This is a genomic window from Pseudomonas sp. FG6 (assembly GCF_057809015.1).
Genome location: NZ_JBMDJD010000029.1, coordinates 13,808 through 31,923 on the forward strand (window position 1 = coordinate 13,808; position 18,116 = coordinate 31,923).

An 18,116-nucleotide genomic window follows, 5' to 3' on the forward strand; every position below is an offset into this window, starting at 1 on the left:
TTTTGGACCAGTTGTTTCAGGTCACTCGTTGTAGATAAAACAAAATACTGCCATCAAAAAGGCTTGTTTTCTATTTTTTTGCGCATAATCTTGTAATTCCAACAACAAATCGACGGCGGTGCAGTGAATGACTCTTCGAATCGCAATCAATGGTTTTGGCCGCATCGGCCGCAACGTCCTCCGCGCACTGTATACCCAAGGCTACCGTCGCGACTTGCAGATCGTCGCGATCAACGACCTGGGCGACAGTGCCATCAATGCGCACCTGCTCAAGTACGACACGGTACACGGCACCTTTGACGCGGACGTGCAGCACGATCACGAAAGCCTGACGGTCAATGGCGACCGCATCTCGGTCAGTGCCATCCGCAACCCGGCCGAACTGCCCTGGGCCGCCGAGAAGATCGACGTTGTGTTCGAATGCACCGGCCTGTTCACCGACCGCGCCAAGGCCGCCGCCCATATCAGCGCCGGCGCCCGCAAGGTGATCATCTCGGCCCCGGCCAAGGGCGCCGACGCCACCGTCGTGTATGGCGTGAACCATGACATCCTGCGCCAGTCCCACCAGATCATTTCCAACGCGTCGTGCACCACCAACTGCCTGGCCCCGGTGGCCCAGGTGCTGCATCGCGAGCTGGGCATTGAAAGCGGCCTGATGACCACGATCCACGCCTACACCAATGACCAGAACCTGACCGACGTGTACCACAGCGATCCGTACCGTGCCCGCTCGGCCACCCAGAACATGATCCCGAGCAAGACCGGCGCCGCCGAAGCGGTGGGCCTGGTGCTGCCGGAACTGGCGGGCAAGCTGACCGGCATGGCAGTGCGCGTACCAGTGATCAACGTGTCGCTGGTGGACCTGACCGTGCAGCTCAAGCGCGAAGCCACGGCCGAGCAAGTCAACGACCTGCTGCGCCAGGCCAGCCAACACTCCCGGATCCTCGGTTACAACGCCCTGCCGCTGGTCTCCAGCGACTTCAACCACAACCCGCTGTCGTCGATCTTCGACGCCAACCACACCAAGGTCAGCGGCAAGCTGCTCAAGGTCCTGGCCTGGTATGACAACGAATGGGGCTTCTCCAACCGCATGCTGGATAACTGCCTGGCGTTGTGTAACGCGGAGTAACTGTCGCGGGGGCGGATGGACGCTTGATGCTGGAGATAGATGCTTAATGTGGGAGTTCGCTCCCACATTTTGCTTTCTGCGCTAACAAATGAAGGCTTGACCCATCGCAAAGATGATAAGCATTATCATTTACTCGATCCGGATCAGGCCCTACCGTGAGTCAATCGCGCTTTCATCACGTCTTCCTCGCCCAGCGCATACCGCTGTTGCGCACCCTTGAGCGCATGGTCAACAACCCCAGTACCGCCGAAGACCTTCTCCAGGAAACCTACCTGCGCGTCAGTCGCGCCCTGACCGAGCGCCCGGTCGAGCATCTGGAGCCCTTCGTCTTCCAGACCGCCCGCAACCTGGCGCGCGATCATCTGCGTGCGCGGCGTATCCGCGCCCGTACCCTGCTCGACGACGTGCCGGCGCAAGTCATCCACAACGTGGTCGCGCCCCAGAGCAATGCCGAGGACGCTGCCCACGCCCAGCAGTTGCTGGAGCGACTGAACGTGAGCCTGCATGCGCTGAGTTCACGCCAGCAGCAAATCTTCATCCTCAGCCGCCTGCACGGGCACAGTTACCAAGGCATCGCCGAGAAGCTCGGCGTGTCATCGAGCACGGTGCAAAAGGAACTGAAGCTGATCATGGCGATCTGTGTGGGACAACTGCAGACCCTTCAGATGGATGAAGCCTGTCAAATGGAGGCCTCTCAAATGGAGAGTACCTACCAACGGGTGCCCCCGAACTAAATGAGAATTATTTTTACTCGATAGCGTCCGCTGGTTCGTCTCGTTATAGCCAATGCAATTGATTCGCATCTTGCGATGCCAATCTGCACCTATAACAGATGCGACACGGAGCGCTATCGATGTCCTCTCGCCTTACCTGCAGCTTCCTTGCCCCCTCTCGTACGCTGTCGTTGCTGACCGTCGCCATCCTGATGGCGGCCAGCGCGCCCAGCCTGGCCGCCACCGCCACGCCACCGCCCGCGCGCCAGATCGGCGACTACACCTTCACCATCGCCCAGCAGCCACTCGTCTCGGCCCTGAATGCATTCACCGCCGTCACCGGCTGGCAGGTCGGCCTCTCGGCCGAACTGGCCGAAGGTGTCACCTCACCGGGAGTGAACGGCTCGCTGCCCGCAGACAAAGCCCTGGAGCGCCTGCTGGTGGGGACCCAGCTGAGCTACCGCAATCTGGGCAACCACAGCGTTGTCCTGGAAAAGCGCAGCGCCGCCGGCGTGTTGAACCTGCAGCAGGTGACCATCAGCGCCACTCGCCAGGAACAGGACATCACCCTCGTACCGAGCACGGTCACCGTCCACGACCGCCAGGAACTGGACCGCAACAACGTCAACACCCTCAAGGACCTGGTGCGCTATGAGCCCGGCGTCTCGGTGGGCGGTGCGGGCCAGCGCGGCGGTATCAGCGGCTACAACATCCGCGGCATCGACGGCAACCGGATCCTGACCCAGGTCGACGGCGTGGAAATTCCCGGCAGTTTCTTCAACGGCCCCTACGCCAAGACCCAGCGCAACTACGTCGACCCGGAGATCATCAAGCGCGTGGAAATCCTTCGCGGCCCGGCCTCCGTGCTCTACGGCAGCAACGCCATCGGTGGCGCCGTCAGTTACTTCACCCTGGACCCGGACGACATCATCAAGCCCGGCCAGGACACGGGCGCGCGCCTGAAGACCGGCTACAGCTCCGCCGACGACAGTTGGCTCAAGTCTGCCACCGTCGCCGGCCGCAGCGGACCGCTCGATGGCCTGTTGCACTACAGCCAGCGTGACGGCCATGAAACCCAATCCTATGGCAGCCACAACGGCACCGGCCTGGACCGCACCGCCGCCAACCCGGAAGACGTGCGCGCCCACAACGTGTTGGCCAAGCTGGGCTGGAACTACAGCGATGACGGGCGCCTGGGGCTGGTCTACGAGAAGTACAAGGATGATCGCGACACCGACCAGAAGAGCGCCTACGGCGGCCCCTACTCCAACGGCCGACCGACCATCCCGCCCGCGATGCTGCCCGGCGGCATGTACCAGTGGCGCACCGGCAACGACACCATCACCCGCGAGCGCTTCGGCCTGGAGCACAGCTTCGCCCTCGACAGCCTGCTGGCCGACAACGTGAAGTGGAGCCTGAACCATCAGGTCGCCAAGACGCAGGAGAGCACCGCCGAATTCTACTTCCCGATCAGCCGCCAGGTGTTGCGCACCCGCGACACCCTCTACGAAGAAAAGCAGTGGGTGTTGGATGCGCAACTGGACAAAGCCTTCAGCATCGAAGACACCGATCACAGGCTGACCTACGGCACCACCCTCAAGCACCAGGAAGTCACCGGTTCGCGCAGCGGCAACGGCGTGTGCCTGGCGGTCGGCGCGGGCTGTTCCGCCATCGGCGCGATCAGCACGGGGCGTGGGGACGTGCTGGCAAAAGCCAGTGACTTCCCGGACCCGACCATCAACACCTACAGCCTGTTCGCCCAGGACCAGATCAGTTGGCAGCAGTGGACCTTCACTCCGGCCCTGCGCTACGACTACACCCAGCTCAAGCCGCGCTTGACCCAGGCGTTCCTCAACACGGTCGACCCCGCCCGCGGCGGCGAGGTGAGCGACAAGAACAAGACCTGGCACCGCGTCTCACCCAAGTTCGGCCTGACCTACGCCCTCACCGAGCAATACACCTGGTATGGCCAGTATGCCGAAGGTTTCCGCACCCCGACCGCCAAGGCCCTGTATGGCCGTTTCGAGAACAGCAGCCCCGGCTATACGGTAGAACCGAACCCCAATCTGGAACCGGAAAAAAGCAGAAGCTACGAGACCGGCCTGCGCGGACGCTTCGATTCCGGCTCGTTCGACGTGGCGGTGTTCTACAACAAGTACCGCGACCTCATCAACGAAGACGCCATTACCCCCGGTGCCGACCAGTTGACCTTCCAGAGCAACAACATCAAGCACGCCACCATCAAGGGCGCCGAGGTCAAGGGCCGCCTCAACCTGGATGTCTTCGGCGCGCCCCAGGGCCTGTACACCCAGGGTTCGGTGGCTTATACCCACGGCCGCAACGACGACACCGGCCAGCCGCTCAACAGCATCAACCCGCTCACCGGAGTGTTCGGCCTGGGTTACGACCAGGACCGCTACGGCACCCTGCTCAGCTGGACCGTGACCAAGAAGAAGGACCGTGTCGACAGCAGCAACTTCAACTCGCCCGACGGCGTCAGCAGCCAATTCAAGACCCCGGGCTTCGGCCTTCTCGACCTGACCGGCTACTACAAGGTGAGCGACACCCTCACGGTCAACGGCGGCCTCTACAACCTCACCGACAAGAAGTACTGGCTGTGGGACGACGTGCGCGGCTACGACAGCGTCGGCGAAGCGGCGGTGCTGAGCCCCGCCAACCTCGATCGCCTGACCGCACCGGGCCGTAACTTCGCGCTCAACCTGATCTGGGATATCTGACTCGGTTACCAGGCCAAACAAATACCTGTGGCGAGAGCCATGTGGGAGCAAGGCTTGCCCGCGATGAAGGCGATGCGGTTCCTCAGGAATCGAGGCGTCTGTTTCGCGAGCAAGCTTTGCTCCCACAGCCCAGCGGAGAACCCCGCTCGCCACACTATTCTCCTTCGAAGGAATTTTTCATGACCACACAACGTCCCGCTTCCCGCTCCCAACGCCTGAACCACATCACCCACGCCCCCCACAACCGACTCGACGCCCTGGTCAAGGCCCACGCCCCGTTCGAAACCCCGGCCAACTTCGCCCGTTTCGTTGTCGCCCAGTACCTGTTCCAGTCGGAACTCATGGCTCTGTACAACGATGCGGACCTGGCAGCGCTGATTCCCGACCTACCAACCCGCTGCCGCGCCGAAGCAGCCAGGATCGACCTGGCGGACCTGAACACCGAAATCCCCGCGCCGGTGGCCGGTGCGCTGAAGAACCCGACCCGGGCCGAGGCGCTGGGCTGGCTGTTCGTCTCCGAGGGCTCCAAGCTCGGCGCCGCGTTCCTGATCAAGCGCGCCGTGGGCCTGGGCTTGAGCGAAACCTTCGGCGCCCGGCACCTGGCGGAACCGGCGGGTGGGCGCGCCGAAGGCTGGAAAACCTTCACCCGCCTCCTCGATGACCTGGCCTTCACCGAACAGCAGGAAGCCGAAGCGGACAAGGGCGCGCTGGATGCCTTCAACCGCTTTACGGTGTTGCTGGAGCAGGCTTACACGGCCGAGGAGGCCTGAAACTCACCACAATCCCTGTGGGAGCGAGCCTGCTCGCGATAGCGGTGTATCAGCACCCATCATTGGAGACTGATACACCGCTATCGCGAGCAGGCTCGCTCCCACAAGGAAACGCGCAGGCCTGTAAAGAAAGACATGAACCACATGCCCTCGAAACTCAACCGAATACTCTTCGGCCTACTCGCCTACACCAGCCTGGCCATCGGCCTGGTCGCCATCGTCGTGCCCGGCCTGCCCACCACCGAGTTCATCCTGTTGGCCGCCTGGGCCGCGACCCGCAGTTCGCCCCGCCTGAGCGCCTGGCTGGAACACCATCGGCTGTTCGGGCCGATGCTGCACAACTGGCGCAACGGCAAGGTCATCCCGCGCCGGGCCAAGGTCGGCGCCACGCTCAGCATGCTGGTGTGCGCCGGACTGATGCTGGCAACCCTCGACCACGGCTGGCCGGTCTACCTGGCGCTGGCCGGCATGGCCCTGGGCAACCTGTGGATCTGGTCCCGCCCCGTGGCGACGGACCTGATGGACTCCGGAGCACGCCGCGATCCCGAATAAATCTGATCCCCTCCAGCCTGACTTAGATCAGCTAAGGGCGGTAAAAATGGTCATAGGCTGTCGGCTCTCTCCTGCAGCGGAGCATGACAATGTCTACTACCCCCGGAAAACTTCGACTGGGTGCGTTGATCGCCCTGGTGGTCGGTTCGATGATTGGCGGCGGGATCTTTTCCCTGCCGCAAAACATGGCCGCCAGTGCCGATGTCGGTGCCATTCTGATCGGCTGGGCCATCACCGCGGTGGGCATGCTGACCCTCGCCTTCGTGTTCCAGACCCTGGCCAATCGCAAGCCTGACCTGGACGGCGGCGTCTACGTCTACGCCAAGGCCGGTTTCGGTGACTACATGGGCTTTTCATCGGCCTGGGGCTACTGGATCAGCGCCTGGCTCGGCAACGTCGGTTATTTCGTGCTGCTGTTCAGCACCCTGGGTTATTTCTTCCCGATCTTTGGCGAGGGCAACACGGTCGCGGCGGTGATCGGTGCCTCGGTGTTGTTGTGGGCAGTGCACTGGCTGGTGCTGCAAGGCATCAAGGAGGCGGCGTTCATCAACCTGGTCACCACCGTTGCCAAGATCGTGCCGCTGGTGCTGTTCGTGCTGATCGCGGTCTTCGCCTTCAAGCTCGACATTTTCACCGCCGACATCTGGGGTGCAAAAAATCCGGACCTGGGCAGTGTCATGGCCCAAGTGCGACACATGATGCTGGTCACGGTATGGGTGTTCATCGGCATCGAGGGTGCGAGTATTTTTTCCGCCCGCGCCGAAAAACGTGCGGACGTGGGCAAGGCCACGGTCATCGGATTCGTCACCGTGCTGCTGTTCCTGGTGCTGGTCAACGTACTGTCGCTGGGCATCATGACCCAACCGGAACTGGCGAAGTTGCAGAACCCGTCGATGGCCGCCGTGCTGGAACATGTCGTCGGTCATTGGGGTGCAGTGCTGATCAGCGTCGGCCTGGTCATCTCGTTGCTCGGCGCCTTGCTGTCCTGGGTGCTGCTGTGCGCCGAGATCATGTTCGCCGCCGCCAAGGACCACACCATGCCGGCGTTCCTGCGCCGCGAGAACGCCAACCACGTACCGGCCAACGCCCTGTGGCTGACCAACGCGATGGTCCAGCTGTTTTTGATCATCACCCTGTTCTCGGCCAGCACCTACCTGTCGCTGATCTACCTCGCCACGTCGATGATCCTGGTGCCATACCTGTGGTCGGCGGCCTATGCGGTGCTGCTGGCAGTGCGCGGCGAAACCTATGAGAAAGCCCTGGCCGAACGGCGCAAGGACCTGGCCATCGGCGCCATCGCCCTGATCTACGCGATGTGGCTGCTGTATGCAGGCGGAATCAAGTACCTGCTGCTCTCCGCTTTGCTCTACGCCCCCGGCGCGATCCTGTTCGCCAAGGCCAAGCACGAAGTGGGCAAACCGATTTTCACCGCCGTCGAGAAGCTGATTTTCGCCGCCGTGATCGCCGGCGCCCTGGTGGCCGCCTATGGGCTCTACGACGGTTTCCTGACCCTGTAGCGGGCCAATCGTTTTCACTGGAGGAAATGCAATGACCACGGAAAAAGTGAAATACGGCGTTCATTCCGAAGCCGGCAAGCTGCGTAAGGTCCTGGTGTGTTCCCCGGGCCTGGCCCACCAGCGGTTGACCCCGAACAACTGCGACGAGCTGCTGTTCGACGATGTGATCTGGGTCAACCAGGCCAAGCGCGACCATTTCGACTTCGTGACCAAGATGCGTGAGCGCGACGTCGATGTCCTGGAAATGCACAACCTGCTGACCGACGTCGTCGCCATTCCCGAGGCCCTGGACTGGATCCTGCAACGCAAGATCACCGCCAACTCGGTGGGCCTGGGCCTGGTGCACGAAGTCGACGCCTGGCTGCGCACCCTCGAACCGCGCCATATCGCCGAATACCTGATCGGCGGGGTCTCGGCCGATGACCTGCCGGACAGCTTCGGCGGCAAGACGATCCAGATGTTCCGCGACTTCCTCGGGCACTCCAGTTTCATCCTGCCGCCGCTGCCCAACACCCAGTTCACCCGCGACACCACCTGCTGGATCTATGGCGGGGTAACCCTGAACCCGATGTACTGGCCGGCGCGCCGCCAGGAAACCCTGCTGGCCAGCGCCGTTTATAAATTCCACCCCGAATTCACCCAAGCCGACTTCCAGGTCTGGTACGGCGACCCGGACCAGGACCACGGCAACGCCACCCTCGAAGGCGGTGACGTGATGCCCATCGGCAACGGGGTGGTGCTGATCGGCATGGGCGAGCGTTCGTCCCGCCAGGCCATCGGCCAATTGGCGCTGAACCTGTTCAAGCACAACGCCGTGGAGCGGGTGATCGTCGCCGGCTTGCCGAAGTCGCGGGCGGCCATGCACCTGGACACCGTGTTCAGTTTCTGCGACCGCGACCTGGTGACGATTTTCCCGGAAGTGGTGAGCCAGATCGTCGCCTTCTCCCTGCGTCCTGACGAAAGCAAACCCGGTGGCATCGACGTGCGTCGCGAAAACAGCAGCTTCCTCGACACCGTGGCCGCCGCGCTCAAGCTGCCGGCACTGCGCGTGGTGGAAACCGGCGGCAACAGCTTCGCCGCCGAACGCGAGCAATGGGACGACGGCAACAACGTGGTGGCCCTGGAACCCGGCGTGGTCATCGGCTACGACCGCAACACCTACACCAACACCTTGCTGCGCAAGGCCGGGGTGGAAGTCATCACCATCAGCGCCAGCGAGCTGGGCCGGGGCCGGGGCGGCGGTCACTGCATGACCTGCCCGATCATTCGCGACCCGATCGATTACTGACCTTCGAGCCTGGGCCGGCACTGCTCTCCATCCCACGGCAGAGACCGGCCCAGGGGATAACCGACATCCAAGGAGATCCACATCATGGCGTTCAACATGCGCAACCGCAGCCTGCTGAGTCTGATGCACCACACCAACCGCGAGCTGCACTACCTGCTGGACCTGTCCCGCGACCTCAAGCGCGCCAAGTACACCGGCACCGAGCAGCCGCACCTCAAGGGCAAGAACATCGCGCTGATCTTCGAAAAAACCTCGACCCGCACCCGCTGCGCCTTCGAAGTCGCAGCCCATGACCAAGGCGCCCATGTCACCTACATCGACCCGGTGTCCTCGCAGATCGGCCACAAGGAAAGCATGAAGGACACCGCCCGGGTCCTGGGCCGGATGTTCGACGCCATCGAGTACCGCGGCTTCGAACAGGAGATCGTCGAGGAACTGGCCACGTTCGCCGGGGTGCCGGTGTTCAATGGCCTGACCGCCGAATTCCACCCCACCCAGATGATCGCCGACACCCTGACCATGCGCGAACACAGCGACAAGCCGCTGCATGACATTCGCTATGCGTACCTGGGTGACGCGCGCTACAACATGGGCAATTCATTGCTGATGATCGGCGCCAAACTCGGCATGGACGTGCGCATCGGCGCGCCGAAGGCGCTGTGGCCGCACCAGGACTTCATCGACCAGTGCCTGGCCTTCGCCGCCGAAAGCGGTGCCCGCATCACCCTCACCGAAGACCCAAAAGAAGCGGTCAAGGACGTGGACTTCATCCACACCGACGTCTGGGTGTCCATGGGCGAGCCAGTGGAGGCCTGGGACGAACGCATCGAGCAATTGCTGCCCTACCAGGTCAACGCGCAAATGATGAAGGCCTCGGGCAACCCGCGGGTAAAATTCATGCACTGCCTGCCCGCGTTCCACAACAGCGAGACCAAGGTCGGCAAGGACATCGCCGCACGCTATCCGAACCTGGCCAACGGCGTGGAAGTGACCGAGGAGGTCTTCGAATCCCCGGCCAACATCGCCTTCGAGCAAGCGGAAAACCGCATGCACACCATCAAGGCAATCCTGGTGGCGGCGCTGGCGGATATCTAGAACCCAAGCAACTTGCCCTCTGTGCAGGAATAGGTTGTTGGAGTGGGTCAGTGGGAGCAAGGCTTGCCCGCGATGGCATCGCCTCGGTCCATCAGCTACACCGAGGTGCCTGCATCGCGGGCAAGCCTTGCTCCCACAGGCCCGCTCCCACAGGGGACTGCGTTGTTCGATCCATTTTTGAAGGGACAGCACCATGCGCATCGTCGTTGCCTTGGGCGGTAACGCCCTCCTGCGTCGGGGAGAACCCATGACCGCAGACAATCAACGCAGCAACATCCGCACCGCGACCGAACAGATCGCGAAGATCTACCCCGGCAACCAATTGGTCATTGCCCACGGCAACGGCCCGCAGGTCGGCCTGTTGTCGTTGCAGGCCGCAGCCTACACCTCGGTCACGCCCTATCCACTGGACGTGCTCGGCGCGGAAACCGAAGGCATGATCGGTTACATCATCGAACAGGAACTGGGCAACCTGCTGGACGTCGACGTGCCCTTTGCCACGCTCTTGACCCAGGTCGAAGTGGACGCCCATGACCCGGCGTTCCAGCACCCGACCAAGCCCATCGGCCCGGTCTACAGCCAGCAGGAGGCGCAGAAACTGGCCGCCGAGAAAGGCTGGGCCATCGCCCCGGACGGCGACAAGTTCCGCCGGGTGGTCGCCAGCCCGCGGCCCCGGCGCATCTTCGAAATCCGTCCGATCAAGTGGCTGCTGGAAAAGGGCAGCATCGTGATCTGCGCCGGCGGCGGCGGTATTCCGACGATGTACGGTGCCGACGGCAAGCTGCAAGGCGTGGAAGCGGTGATCGACAAGGACCTGTGCTCGGCGCTGCTGGCCGAACAATTGGAAAGCGACCTGCTGGTAATCGCCACGGACGTCAACGCCGCGTTCGTCGACTTCGGCAAGCCCACCCAGAAAGCCATTGCCCAGGCTCACCCGGACGATCTGGAAAAGCTCGGTTTCGCCGCCGGGTCCATGGGGCCCAAGGTCCAGGCAGCCTGCGAATTCGCGCGCAACACCGGCCATGTCGCGGTGATCGGCTCGCTGTCAGAGATCGATGCTATCGTCCAAGGCACCGCCGGCACCCGCGTCAGTACCGCGACGCCGGGCATCGTCTATCGATAACAGGAAACTTGCAGGGCCGATCCACGGTCTGCCTTACACCCCGCTTTCAAGGAGAGTCGCCTATGGCCATGTTCGAACCGGGTCACCTGCACATGGAGCGCCACGCTCTGAACAAGGAAGATTTCAGCTACAACCTGTGCATCGACTACAAACTTGCCCAGGATCCCAAGGAAGGCCCGGGCATGGCGTTCCGGGTGCACGGCACGGTCGAGGACAACAGCTTGGACGAGACCTTTTTCCTCGCCAGGGACCAAGCCTTCGACTTCGCCCGCCACGCCACGCGCATCGCTCAGAAATACGGCTTGCCCAAGACCGCGAGCATCGGCTCGATGCACAAGTACTACGACGAAATGTTCGAGGACGTGCGCAAGCAACTGGATGTGAAAGCGGGCGATCCGATGAAGCCTGAGCACCTGGCGTAATCGCCGCCCCCCTCTGTCCCCTGTGGAGTGAGCTTGTGGGAGCAAGGCTTGCCCGCGATGGTATCGCCTCGGTCTATCCGCTAAATCGAGGTGTTTGCATCGCGGGCAAGCCTTGCTCCCACAAGCTATGCTGAAAGTAGTACCCCCGGGTATTCGTTCAGAGGTCATCGCCATGGACATCAGAACAAAACGGCGCCTTGCCATTTTCATCACCTGCACCGCCACGCTGGCGCTGTACGGCACTGCAGCCTACCGCGTCGAGCAGGCCCGGCAACAACCCCGTGAATACGCCAGTTGCAACCTGGAACGGTGCATCCCCCACAACGCGACCCTGAACGCCTTGCGCTGAGTTTGGTTCAATCGTCCGGTTGATCGGTCTTGAGCCGGTCCCGGAAGGCCTTGGGTGAAATGCCGACACGCCGGCGGAACAGCCGGGTGAAGTTGGTCGGGTCGGAAAACCCGAGCATTTCGGAAATCTCATAGATGGTCATGCCGGTGTAGGTCAGCAACCGCTTGGCCTCCAGCAACTGGCGCTCATGCATGATCTGCAACGCCGGCTGGCCCGCCAATTCGCGACAGGTGCCGTTGAGGTGCGACACGGAAATGCCCAGGCGATGCGCCAGGTCCTCGACCTTGACGTGCTGGCGATAAGTCTCTTCCACCAACTGAATGAAACCGTTGAGGTATTCCCGGGCCCGCTGCGGACGCTGGGACTGGGTACGGCGTTGCATCACCTGGCGGCTGACCCACACCATGATCACGCTGACCAGCGCGTGCATCAGCATCTCCCGGGCGGGTTGATGGCCGGCGTACTCACCTTGCAGCGCGCTGAACAGGCTGTTGAGGTAATCGGCGTTCTCACCCGCCGGGTAGCTTTCGGCCAAGGCCAGGATGTCCACCGAATGGCCCAGCTGCCCTTGCAAGTGCGTCACCAACGGCGCTGCCAGGGTGACCACGTAACCGTCCACGTCCTCGGAAAAGCGAAAGCCATGCACCGACAGCGGCGGCAGGATCTGCACCGCCGGCTCGTCGAGTAGCGTGCGCCGGCCTTCGATTTCCAGCTCCGCCCGCCCTTTGAAGACGAACAACAATTGACAGAGATCGGCATGCCGATGCGGCTTGATCTCCCACTGGTGTTCGCGACTGCGCTTGGAAATGGTTTCACAGTGCAGCAGGTCCGGAGTCGGCCAATCCTGGCCTTCGCCGTAGAGCTTGAACACCGGGATCGCAGGCAGTTCGGTTTTTTTCATAAAGAGGATCGGCCTCGGGTTGCGGGCGATAATCGCACCGATTGGCAGAAAGTACAGGTATCGGCTCAGTTTTCCCCTTCAACTGACAGCTCCGCAAGCGAAAAATGCAAGCACCCCAATCAACACCGACCTTGGTCGCGTGCTTCGTGCGAGTCATAACAACAATGAAAATGCTCAAGACCCAAGTTGCCATTATCGGCGCCGGCCCCTCTGGGCTGCTGCTGGGCCAGTTGCTGCACAATGCCGGAATCGACACTGTCATCCTCGAACGCCAGGCCCCGGACTATGTACTGGGCCGTATCCGCGCTGGCGTGCTGGAACAAGGCATGGTCGAACTGTTGCGCCAGGCCGGTGTCGGCCAGCGCATGGACGCCGAGGGCCTGCCCCATGACGGCTTCGAACTGGCGCTCAACGGTCGCCGCGTGCATATCGACCTGAAGGGACTGACCGGGGGCAGGAACGTGATGGTCTACGGCCAGACCGAAGTGACCCGCGACCTGATGGCGGCGCGCGAGGCAGCCGGTGCGCGAACCCTCTACCAGGTCGACAAGGCCCAGCCCCACGGCATGCAAACCGACCAGCCCTTCGTGACCTTCGAACACCAGGGGCAAACCTGGCGCCTGGACTGCGACTACATTGCCGGCTGCGATGGCTTTCACGGGGTCGCGCGTCAATCGATCCCAGCCGAACGGCTCAAGGTCTTCGAGCGGGTCTACCCGTTCGGCTGGCTCGGCATCCTGGCCGACACTCCACCGGTCCATGATGAGCTGGTCTACGCCCGTCACGAACGCGGTTTTGCCCTGTGCAGCATGCGCTCCAAGACCCGCACGCGTTACTACCTGCAAGTACCCGCCGAGGAACAAGTGGCCGACTGGCCGGACGAGCGCTTCTGGGCCGAACTCAAGCACCGCCTGCCCGTCGACCTGGCCGATACACTGGTCACCGGCCCATCGATCGAAAAAAGCATCGCGCCGCTGCGCAGTTTCGTGGTCGAGCCGATGCAATACGGGCGGATGTTCCTGGTGGGCGACGCAGCCCACATCGTCCCGCCGACCGGCGCCAAGGGCTTGAACCTGGCGGCCAGCGACGTCAGCACGCTGTTCAACATCCTGCTCAAGGTCTATCGCGACGGCCGCGTGGACCTGCTGGAGAAATATTCCGCCATCTGCCTGCGGCGGGTCTGGAAAGCCGAGCGGTTTTCCTGGTGGATGACCTCGATGCTGCACCGCTTCGATGACGATGCCTTCAACCAGCGTATCAGCGAGGCGGAACTGGAGTATTTCGTCGACTCCGAAGCCGGCCGCAGGACCATCGCGGAAAACTACGTGGGACTTCCTTACGAGGCGATCGAATAGCCCACTCTCGACTGTGGAGACGGACAGATTGTGGGAGCAAGGCTTGCCCGCGATGGTATCGCCTCGATGGGTCCTGATGCATCGAGGTGTCAGTATCGCGGGCAAGCCTTGCTCCCACAGGCCTTGCTCCCACATGGCGGGAGCAAGCTCCCTCGCCACAAAAGCGACCGTCCAAAATCCACGCCAAACCAATCAAGCCGTCGCCGCAACCACCTCCGGCTCCACCACCGCCCCCATCCCCTCCTTCATCCGCCTGGCATCGCGCACAAAGCAGCGCGAGGCCAGGAACAAGAACAGCATGGTCAGCAACAGCGCCACCGGGATCAGGTACATGGCGTCATGCAGGCCGATGGCCTTGAACGCTTCGCTCATCTGTTCGCCCCCGGCGGCGGCCATCGCTGTGCGGGCGAAATAATCGGACAAACCACCCACCACCACCGGCCCGAGGCCGCCGCCGAGCAGGTACAGCCCGGCGAAGAACAACGCCATCGCCGTGGCCCGCAGGCGCGGTTCGACCACGTCCTGGATCGCCGTGTACACGCAGGTATAGAAGTTATAGGCAAACAGCCAGCCGACACTGAACACCGCGACGAACACCCCGATTTCAATCCGCCCGGCATGCAACGCCCACGCGGTGGTGAGCGTCGAGATTACCAGGCTGAACGCGGCGAACAGCAGGCGACCGCTGGGCACGCGCTGGTGGATCTTGTCGGCGACCCAACCGCCGAGGGTCAGCCCAAACAACCCGGTCACCCCCACCATGATCCCGGTGGCCACCGCCGCCTCGTGCAATGGCATCAGGAAGTAACGCTGCAACATGGGCACCAGGAACGAGTTGCAGGCATACGTGGCGAAGTTGAAACACAGCCCCGCCAGCACCAGCCACAAAAAGGTGGGAATCGCCAGCACTCGACGGATCGGCCGGTCGATCTTCTCCTGGGACACCGGCACGGTTTCCGCCGCGCCGCGCTGGGGTTCCTTGATGAAGAACATGAACAACGCCAGCACCAAGCCGGGCACCGCTGCAATGAAGAACGGCGCCCGCCAACTGTCGAACGCCTTGACCATCGCCCCGATGGTGAAGAAAGCCAGCAGCAAGCCGATCGGCAGGCCGAGCATGAAAATGCCCATGGCCCGTGCCCGGCGATGGGCCGGGAACAGATCGCCAATCAACGAGTTGGCGGCCGGCGCGTAGCTGGCCTCGCCAATGCCGATGCCCATGCGCACCACCAGGAACGCCCAGAAACTGCCCACCAGCCCGTTGACCGCCGTCAGCGCGCTCCAGGTCGCCAGGCCCCAGCCCATCAACTTGCTGCGCGAACCGGTGTCGGCCAGGCGCCCCAGCGGCAGGCCGGCAATGGCGTAGACAAGGGTGAAGGCGGTGCCGATGATGCCGATCTGGAAGTCGCTGAGGCTCCATTCCATGCGGATCGGCTCGATGATGATCGCCGGGATGGTGCGGTCGAAGAAGTTGAACAGGTTGGCCAGGAACAGCAGGAACAGAATGCGCCAGGCATTCGCCGCTTGGGTCGAGTTCTGCATGGGTCCGTCTCTTATTGTTTTTGGGCAACGGCGAGCATCCGAGCCCTGAACCTGCAATCTAGACAGCGGCACCCGGACTGTCTGCGATCATTCGCCCGGCTGATACCTGACCATGGCGACCGGGGACTTTATTGATGCCAGTCAACTCTTTGTAACAATTGACATCATTTTGCCGGTTGACGGTTAAAGATCGTCGTCCGGTGGCCGATTCAACGGGATCAGGAAGAGATAACCCCGAGCGCTGCTCAGGCTGTAGCCCTGAACGCTTGGGCCGACCCTCGCGCCAACCAAGGACGCGAGTTCCCATCCGCGACGGTTCGATGACAGCGGTCATCCAACCCACAGTTCAGGCGTACGGCGCACAATGACCTCAAAAAAATCAGCCACTGCGGTATCCGATCTGACCCTGGGCCCGGCCGCCAACGGCTTTGAAACGTCGACGACGCCGAGCACCTCGCGTCCCTTGTCGACCCAGCAGTATCTGTATTTCACCGAAACCAACACCGACCGGATCCTCGACAACCTCGACGGTCTGCGTGACACCGTGTTCCCACGTCCGCCGCACCTGGTGGATGACGACAGCGAGCGCGACCAGCAGGAATTCCCTTCGGTGTGCCTGATCGGCCTGGGGCGCTGCGGCTCCAACATCGCGCTGGACGTGGCGGAACTGGTGTACAACGCGCGCAAGTTCTACCTCAACGAATTCAACGCCGAAGACAAGCACTATCGCGAAAAAGGCTACAGCCCCGCGCAGTGGATCCGTCAAAACCTGCGCCTGGGCAACGGCAAGGCCAGCAAACCGGTGTTCCTGGTGGAACCGCTGGTCATGCTGGGCGACCTGGACAAGGACATCGCCGGACGTATCCGCTTCTCGCGCAAGGGTGAAAAAACCGGCTTTTTACGCGACTACAGCAAAATGAAAATCATGGACTTGTCGGAAGTCCACGCCGGGGGCGCCGGTAACGCGCCGATCCTCGGCCAGTACCTGGCCAAGATCATCCTGAACAAGGACACCCAGCGTTTCTCCAGCCCCGACTGGAAAATGATCCACTCGTACCTGATCGACAGCTGCGGCATCAAGGCCAACCAATCGCGCCTGTACTTCTCGATCTTCAGCGCCGGCGGCGGTACCGGTTCGGGCATGGCCTCGGAATTCGGCCTGGCCCAACAGTACTCGTACATGAACAAGACGTTCGACACCAAGCCGATGGACGAACACGACAGCAAGAGCGGTCATTCCTTCGTCTTCGAACCGATCTTCACCAGCGGCATCTGCGTGCTGCCGAACATTTCCGACCACCGCAGCGAAATGTCCGAGGCGCTGCACATCAACGCCGGACGCCTGCTGTGCAAATACCTGTCGGAAGAATGGGATTTCTCGTACAACTTCGCCAACGAAGACAGCAGCGAAGCCAGCGTCATGGGCCGTATCCGTCCGTGGAACGCGATGATGCTGATCTCCAACGACATCATGCGTTATGCCGAAGAGAGCGATGACGGCAACATCCAGAACATTGACGTCAATGCCATGGAGAAACACGCCAACCAGTACATCTCCCAGCAGATCTTCAACATCCTGACCGCCCAGGCCGTCACCACCGACTACGACCAGAACTACTTCCGTCGCGCCGGCATCGACATTGGCGAAACCATTCGCCTGGACGCCAACGACCTGTTCATGAGCCTGGCCGGCCCGGTGGCGATTGCCTATGCCGAATCCGTGGTTCCGGAAACCCCGGCGCCCAGCGGCGACAAGTTCAAGGTGTTCGATAAAGAACCACCGCGCCTGAACATCGACGACCTGTTCTTCCGCTCCATCGACCTGCCGCACTTCAACAAGGTCACCCAGGCCATCGAAGGCATCAGCCTGCTGCCGATCGAATCCAAGCGCTACCGCGCCTCGCTGGAGCAATACAAGAACTCCGGCTACGACGCCGCCGCCCTGCACGACCTGCACTTCTTCAAGAACTGCTCGTCGGTGGTCTCGATCGTCTCGCTGCCCAAGGACTACAAGCTGTCCTACATGGACCTGAACCGGCTCAAGACCCACCTCAACAGCCTGTTCCCCAACACCACGCTCAAGCGTTACGCCCTGGTGATCGGCGCCTCGGCCAACCTGTCGCTGACCACCCTGATCGCCAAGAGCCCGTGCCTGTCGGACGACTTCCTGACCCTCATCGTGGCCTTCATCAAGCGCTGCTTCGCTCGCACGCCGTACCGCTTCGACGAAACCCTGGACAACTCGATCCTGGACTTCATCATCAATGAAGACTTCGACGAAGAACGCATCGACGACCTGCTCAACGAGTTCGAAAACCCAGCGAAGATCCTCGACACCAACTGGTACGCGATCAAGCCGATGTACGAGAAGAAGTACCGCGAGCTCATCAGCGACAAGGACAAGTTCGTCTCGATCAACGACATCCGCCTGTCCCGCGACTGCGTGAAGAAAGCCATCAAGTACCTGCGCGAGATCTACCGCCATCGCATTGGCAAGACCAAGGTCATTTCGCTGAATAACCATACGGGCAAGAGCTACTGAAGACGGCATAGCACCGCGTCGCCCTCCTTCGCGAACAAGCCCGCCCCACAGTTTGACCGCGTCGTTTCTGAATGAATGCG

General features: G+C 62.1%; 15 protein-coding genes. 13 read left to right on the forward strand and 2 right to left on the reverse strand.

What is annotated here, in order from left to right:
- Positions 1 to 127 precede the first annotated feature (127 nt).
- From gap to ACODSJ_RS18460, 11 genes are all read left to right on the forward strand, one after another.
- On the forward strand, positions 128 to 1,129 hold the full coding sequence (gene gap, locus ACODSJ_RS18410) for a type I glyceraldehyde-3-phosphate dehydrogenase (protein ID WP_489103094.1): 1,002 nt from the start codon (positions 128 to 130) through the stop codon (positions 1,127 to 1,129).
- A gap of 155 nt (positions 1,130 to 1,284) precedes the next feature.
- Positions 1,285 to 1,863, forward strand: a complete 579-nt coding sequence (locus ACODSJ_RS18415) for an RNA polymerase sigma factor (RefSeq protein ID WP_489103095.1) — start codon at positions 1,285 to 1,287, stop codon at positions 1,861 to 1,863.
- Between the two features lie 119 nt (positions 1,864 to 1,982).
- Positions 1,983 to 4,580, forward strand: coding sequence for a TonB-dependent receptor (locus ACODSJ_RS18420; RefSeq protein ID WP_489103096.1), 2,598 nt, complete (start codon positions 1,983 to 1,985; stop codon positions 4,578 to 4,580).
- Positions 4,581 to 4,759: 179 nt separating this feature from the next.
- Complete coding sequence (locus ACODSJ_RS18425; RefSeq protein WP_489103097.1) at positions 4,760 to 5,350, forward strand: biliverdin-producing heme oxygenase; 591 nt, start codon at positions 4,760 to 4,762, stop codon at positions 5,348 to 5,350.
- 135 nt (positions 5,351 to 5,485) lie between these two features.
- Positions 5,486 to 5,902, forward strand: coding sequence for a YbaN family protein (locus ACODSJ_RS18430; RefSeq protein WP_489103098.1), 417 nt, complete (start codon positions 5,486 to 5,488; stop codon positions 5,900 to 5,902).
- 89 nt (positions 5,903 to 5,991) lie between these two features.
- On the forward strand, positions 5,992 to 7,419 hold the full coding sequence (gene arcD, locus ACODSJ_RS18435) for an arginine-ornithine antiporter (RefSeq protein WP_489103099.1): 1,428 nt from the start codon (positions 5,992 to 5,994) through the stop codon (positions 7,417 to 7,419).
- Positions 7,420 to 7,450: 31 nt separating this feature from the next.
- Positions 7,451 to 8,707 carry an arginine deiminase gene (gene arcA, locus ACODSJ_RS18440; protein WP_489103100.1) on the forward strand — a complete coding sequence of 419 codons (1,257 nt, stop codon included), beginning with the start codon at positions 7,451 to 7,453 and terminating at the stop codon, positions 8,705 to 8,707.
- Positions 8,708 to 8,791: 84 nt separating this feature from the next.
- Positions 8,792 to 9,802, forward strand: a complete 1,011-nt coding sequence (locus ACODSJ_RS18445; RefSeq protein WP_489103101.1) for an ornithine carbamoyltransferase — start codon at positions 8,792 to 8,794, stop codon at positions 9,800 to 9,802.
- A 193-nt stretch (positions 9,803 to 9,995) separates the two neighbouring features.
- A complete protein-coding gene (gene arcC, locus ACODSJ_RS18450) occupies positions 9,996 to 10,925 on the forward strand; it encodes a carbamate kinase (RefSeq protein ID WP_489103102.1) in 930 nt (309 codons plus the stop codon).
- A gap of 62 nt (positions 10,926 to 10,987) precedes the next feature.
- A complete protein-coding gene (locus ACODSJ_RS18455; RefSeq protein WP_489103103.1) occupies positions 10,988 to 11,347 on the forward strand; it encodes a DUF5064 family protein in 360 nt (119 codons plus the stop codon).
- A 172-nt stretch (positions 11,348 to 11,519) separates the two neighbouring features.
- Complete coding sequence (locus tag ACODSJ_RS18460) at positions 11,520 to 11,696, forward strand: hypothetical protein (protein ID WP_260956853.1); 177 nt, start codon at positions 11,520 to 11,522, stop codon at positions 11,694 to 11,696.
- Between the two features lie 7 nt (positions 11,697 to 11,703).
- Here the strand turns inward: ACODSJ_RS18460 and ACODSJ_RS18465 are convergent, their stop codons facing one another.
- Entirely contained in the window at positions 11,704 to 12,597 is an 894-nt protein-coding gene (locus tag ACODSJ_RS18465) for a helix-turn-helix domain-containing protein (RefSeq protein ID WP_489103104.1), read from the reverse strand.
- 164 nt (positions 12,598 to 12,761) lie between these two features.
- On the opposite strand from ACODSJ_RS18465, the gene pobA reads away from it, so the two are divergent.
- Positions 12,762 to 13,952, forward strand: a complete 1,191-nt coding sequence (gene pobA, locus ACODSJ_RS18470) for a 4-hydroxybenzoate 3-monooxygenase (RefSeq protein WP_489103105.1) — start codon at positions 12,762 to 12,764, stop codon at positions 13,950 to 13,952.
- 192 nt (positions 13,953 to 14,144) lie between these two features.
- On the opposite strand, the gene ACODSJ_RS18475 is transcribed toward pobA, so the two are convergent.
- Positions 14,145 to 15,494 (reverse strand): spinster family MFS transporter, encoded by a 1,350-nt coding sequence (locus ACODSJ_RS18475; protein ID WP_489103106.1) that lies wholly within the window; start codon positions 15,492 to 15,494, stop codon positions 14,145 to 14,147.
- Between the two features lie 364 nt (positions 15,495 to 15,858).
- Between ACODSJ_RS18475 and ACODSJ_RS18480 the strand changes: the two genes are divergently transcribed.
- Complete coding sequence (locus tag ACODSJ_RS18480; protein WP_489103107.1) at positions 15,859 to 18,036, forward strand: hypothetical protein; 2,178 nt, start codon at positions 15,859 to 15,861, stop codon at positions 18,034 to 18,036.
- Positions 18,037 to 18,116: the final 80 nt, after the last annotated feature.

What these genes read in the sequence shown, in the direction of transcription:
- ACODSJ_RS18425 (WP_489103097.1), top strand. Translation starts at nt 4,760, where the DNA reads ATGACCACACAACGTCCCGCTTCCCGCTCCCAACGCCTGAACCACATC.
- gap (WP_489103094.1), top strand. Translation starts at nt 128, where the DNA reads ATGACTCTTCGAATCGCAATCAATGGTTTTGGCCGCATCGGCCGCAAC.
- ACODSJ_RS18465 (WP_489103104.1), bottom strand. Translation starts at nt 12,597, where the DNA reads ATGAAAAAAACCGAACTGCCTGCGATCCCGGTGTTCAAGCTCTACGGC.
- ACODSJ_RS18460 (WP_260956853.1), top strand. Translation starts at nt 11,520, where the DNA reads ATGGACATCAGAACAAAACGGCGCCTTGCCATTTTCATCACCTGCACC.
- ACODSJ_RS18455 (WP_489103103.1), top strand. Translation starts at nt 10,988, where the DNA reads ATGGCCATGTTCGAACCGGGTCACCTGCACATGGAGCGCCACGCTCTG.
- arcD (WP_489103099.1), top strand. Translation starts at nt 5,992, where the DNA reads ATGTCTACTACCCCCGGAAAACTTCGACTGGGTGCGTTGATCGCCCTG.
- ACODSJ_RS18475 (WP_489103106.1), bottom strand. Translation starts at nt 15,494, where the DNA reads ATGCAGAACTCGACCCAAGCGGCGAATGCCTGGCGCATTCTGTTCCTG.
- arcA (WP_489103100.1), top strand. Translation starts at nt 7,451, where the DNA reads ATGACCACGGAAAAAGTGAAATACGGCGTTCATTCCGAAGCCGGCAAG.
- ACODSJ_RS18480 (WP_489103107.1), top strand. Translation starts at nt 15,859, where the DNA reads ATGACCTCAAAAAAATCAGCCACTGCGGTATCCGATCTGACCCTGGGC.
- ACODSJ_RS18430 (WP_489103098.1), top strand. Translation starts at nt 5,486, where the DNA reads ATGAACCACATGCCCTCGAAACTCAACCGAATACTCTTCGGCCTACTC.
- arcC (WP_489103102.1), top strand. Translation starts at nt 9,996, where the DNA reads ATGCGCATCGTCGTTGCCTTGGGCGGTAACGCCCTCCTGCGTCGGGGA.
- ACODSJ_RS18445 (WP_489103101.1), top strand. Translation starts at nt 8,792, where the DNA reads ATGGCGTTCAACATGCGCAACCGCAGCCTGCTGAGTCTGATGCACCAC.
- pobA (WP_489103105.1), top strand. Translation starts at nt 12,762, where the DNA reads ATGAAAATGCTCAAGACCCAAGTTGCCATTATCGGCGCCGGCCCCTCT.
- ACODSJ_RS18420 (WP_489103096.1), top strand. Translation starts at nt 1,983, where the DNA reads ATGTCCTCTCGCCTTACCTGCAGCTTCCTTGCCCCCTCTCGTACGCTG.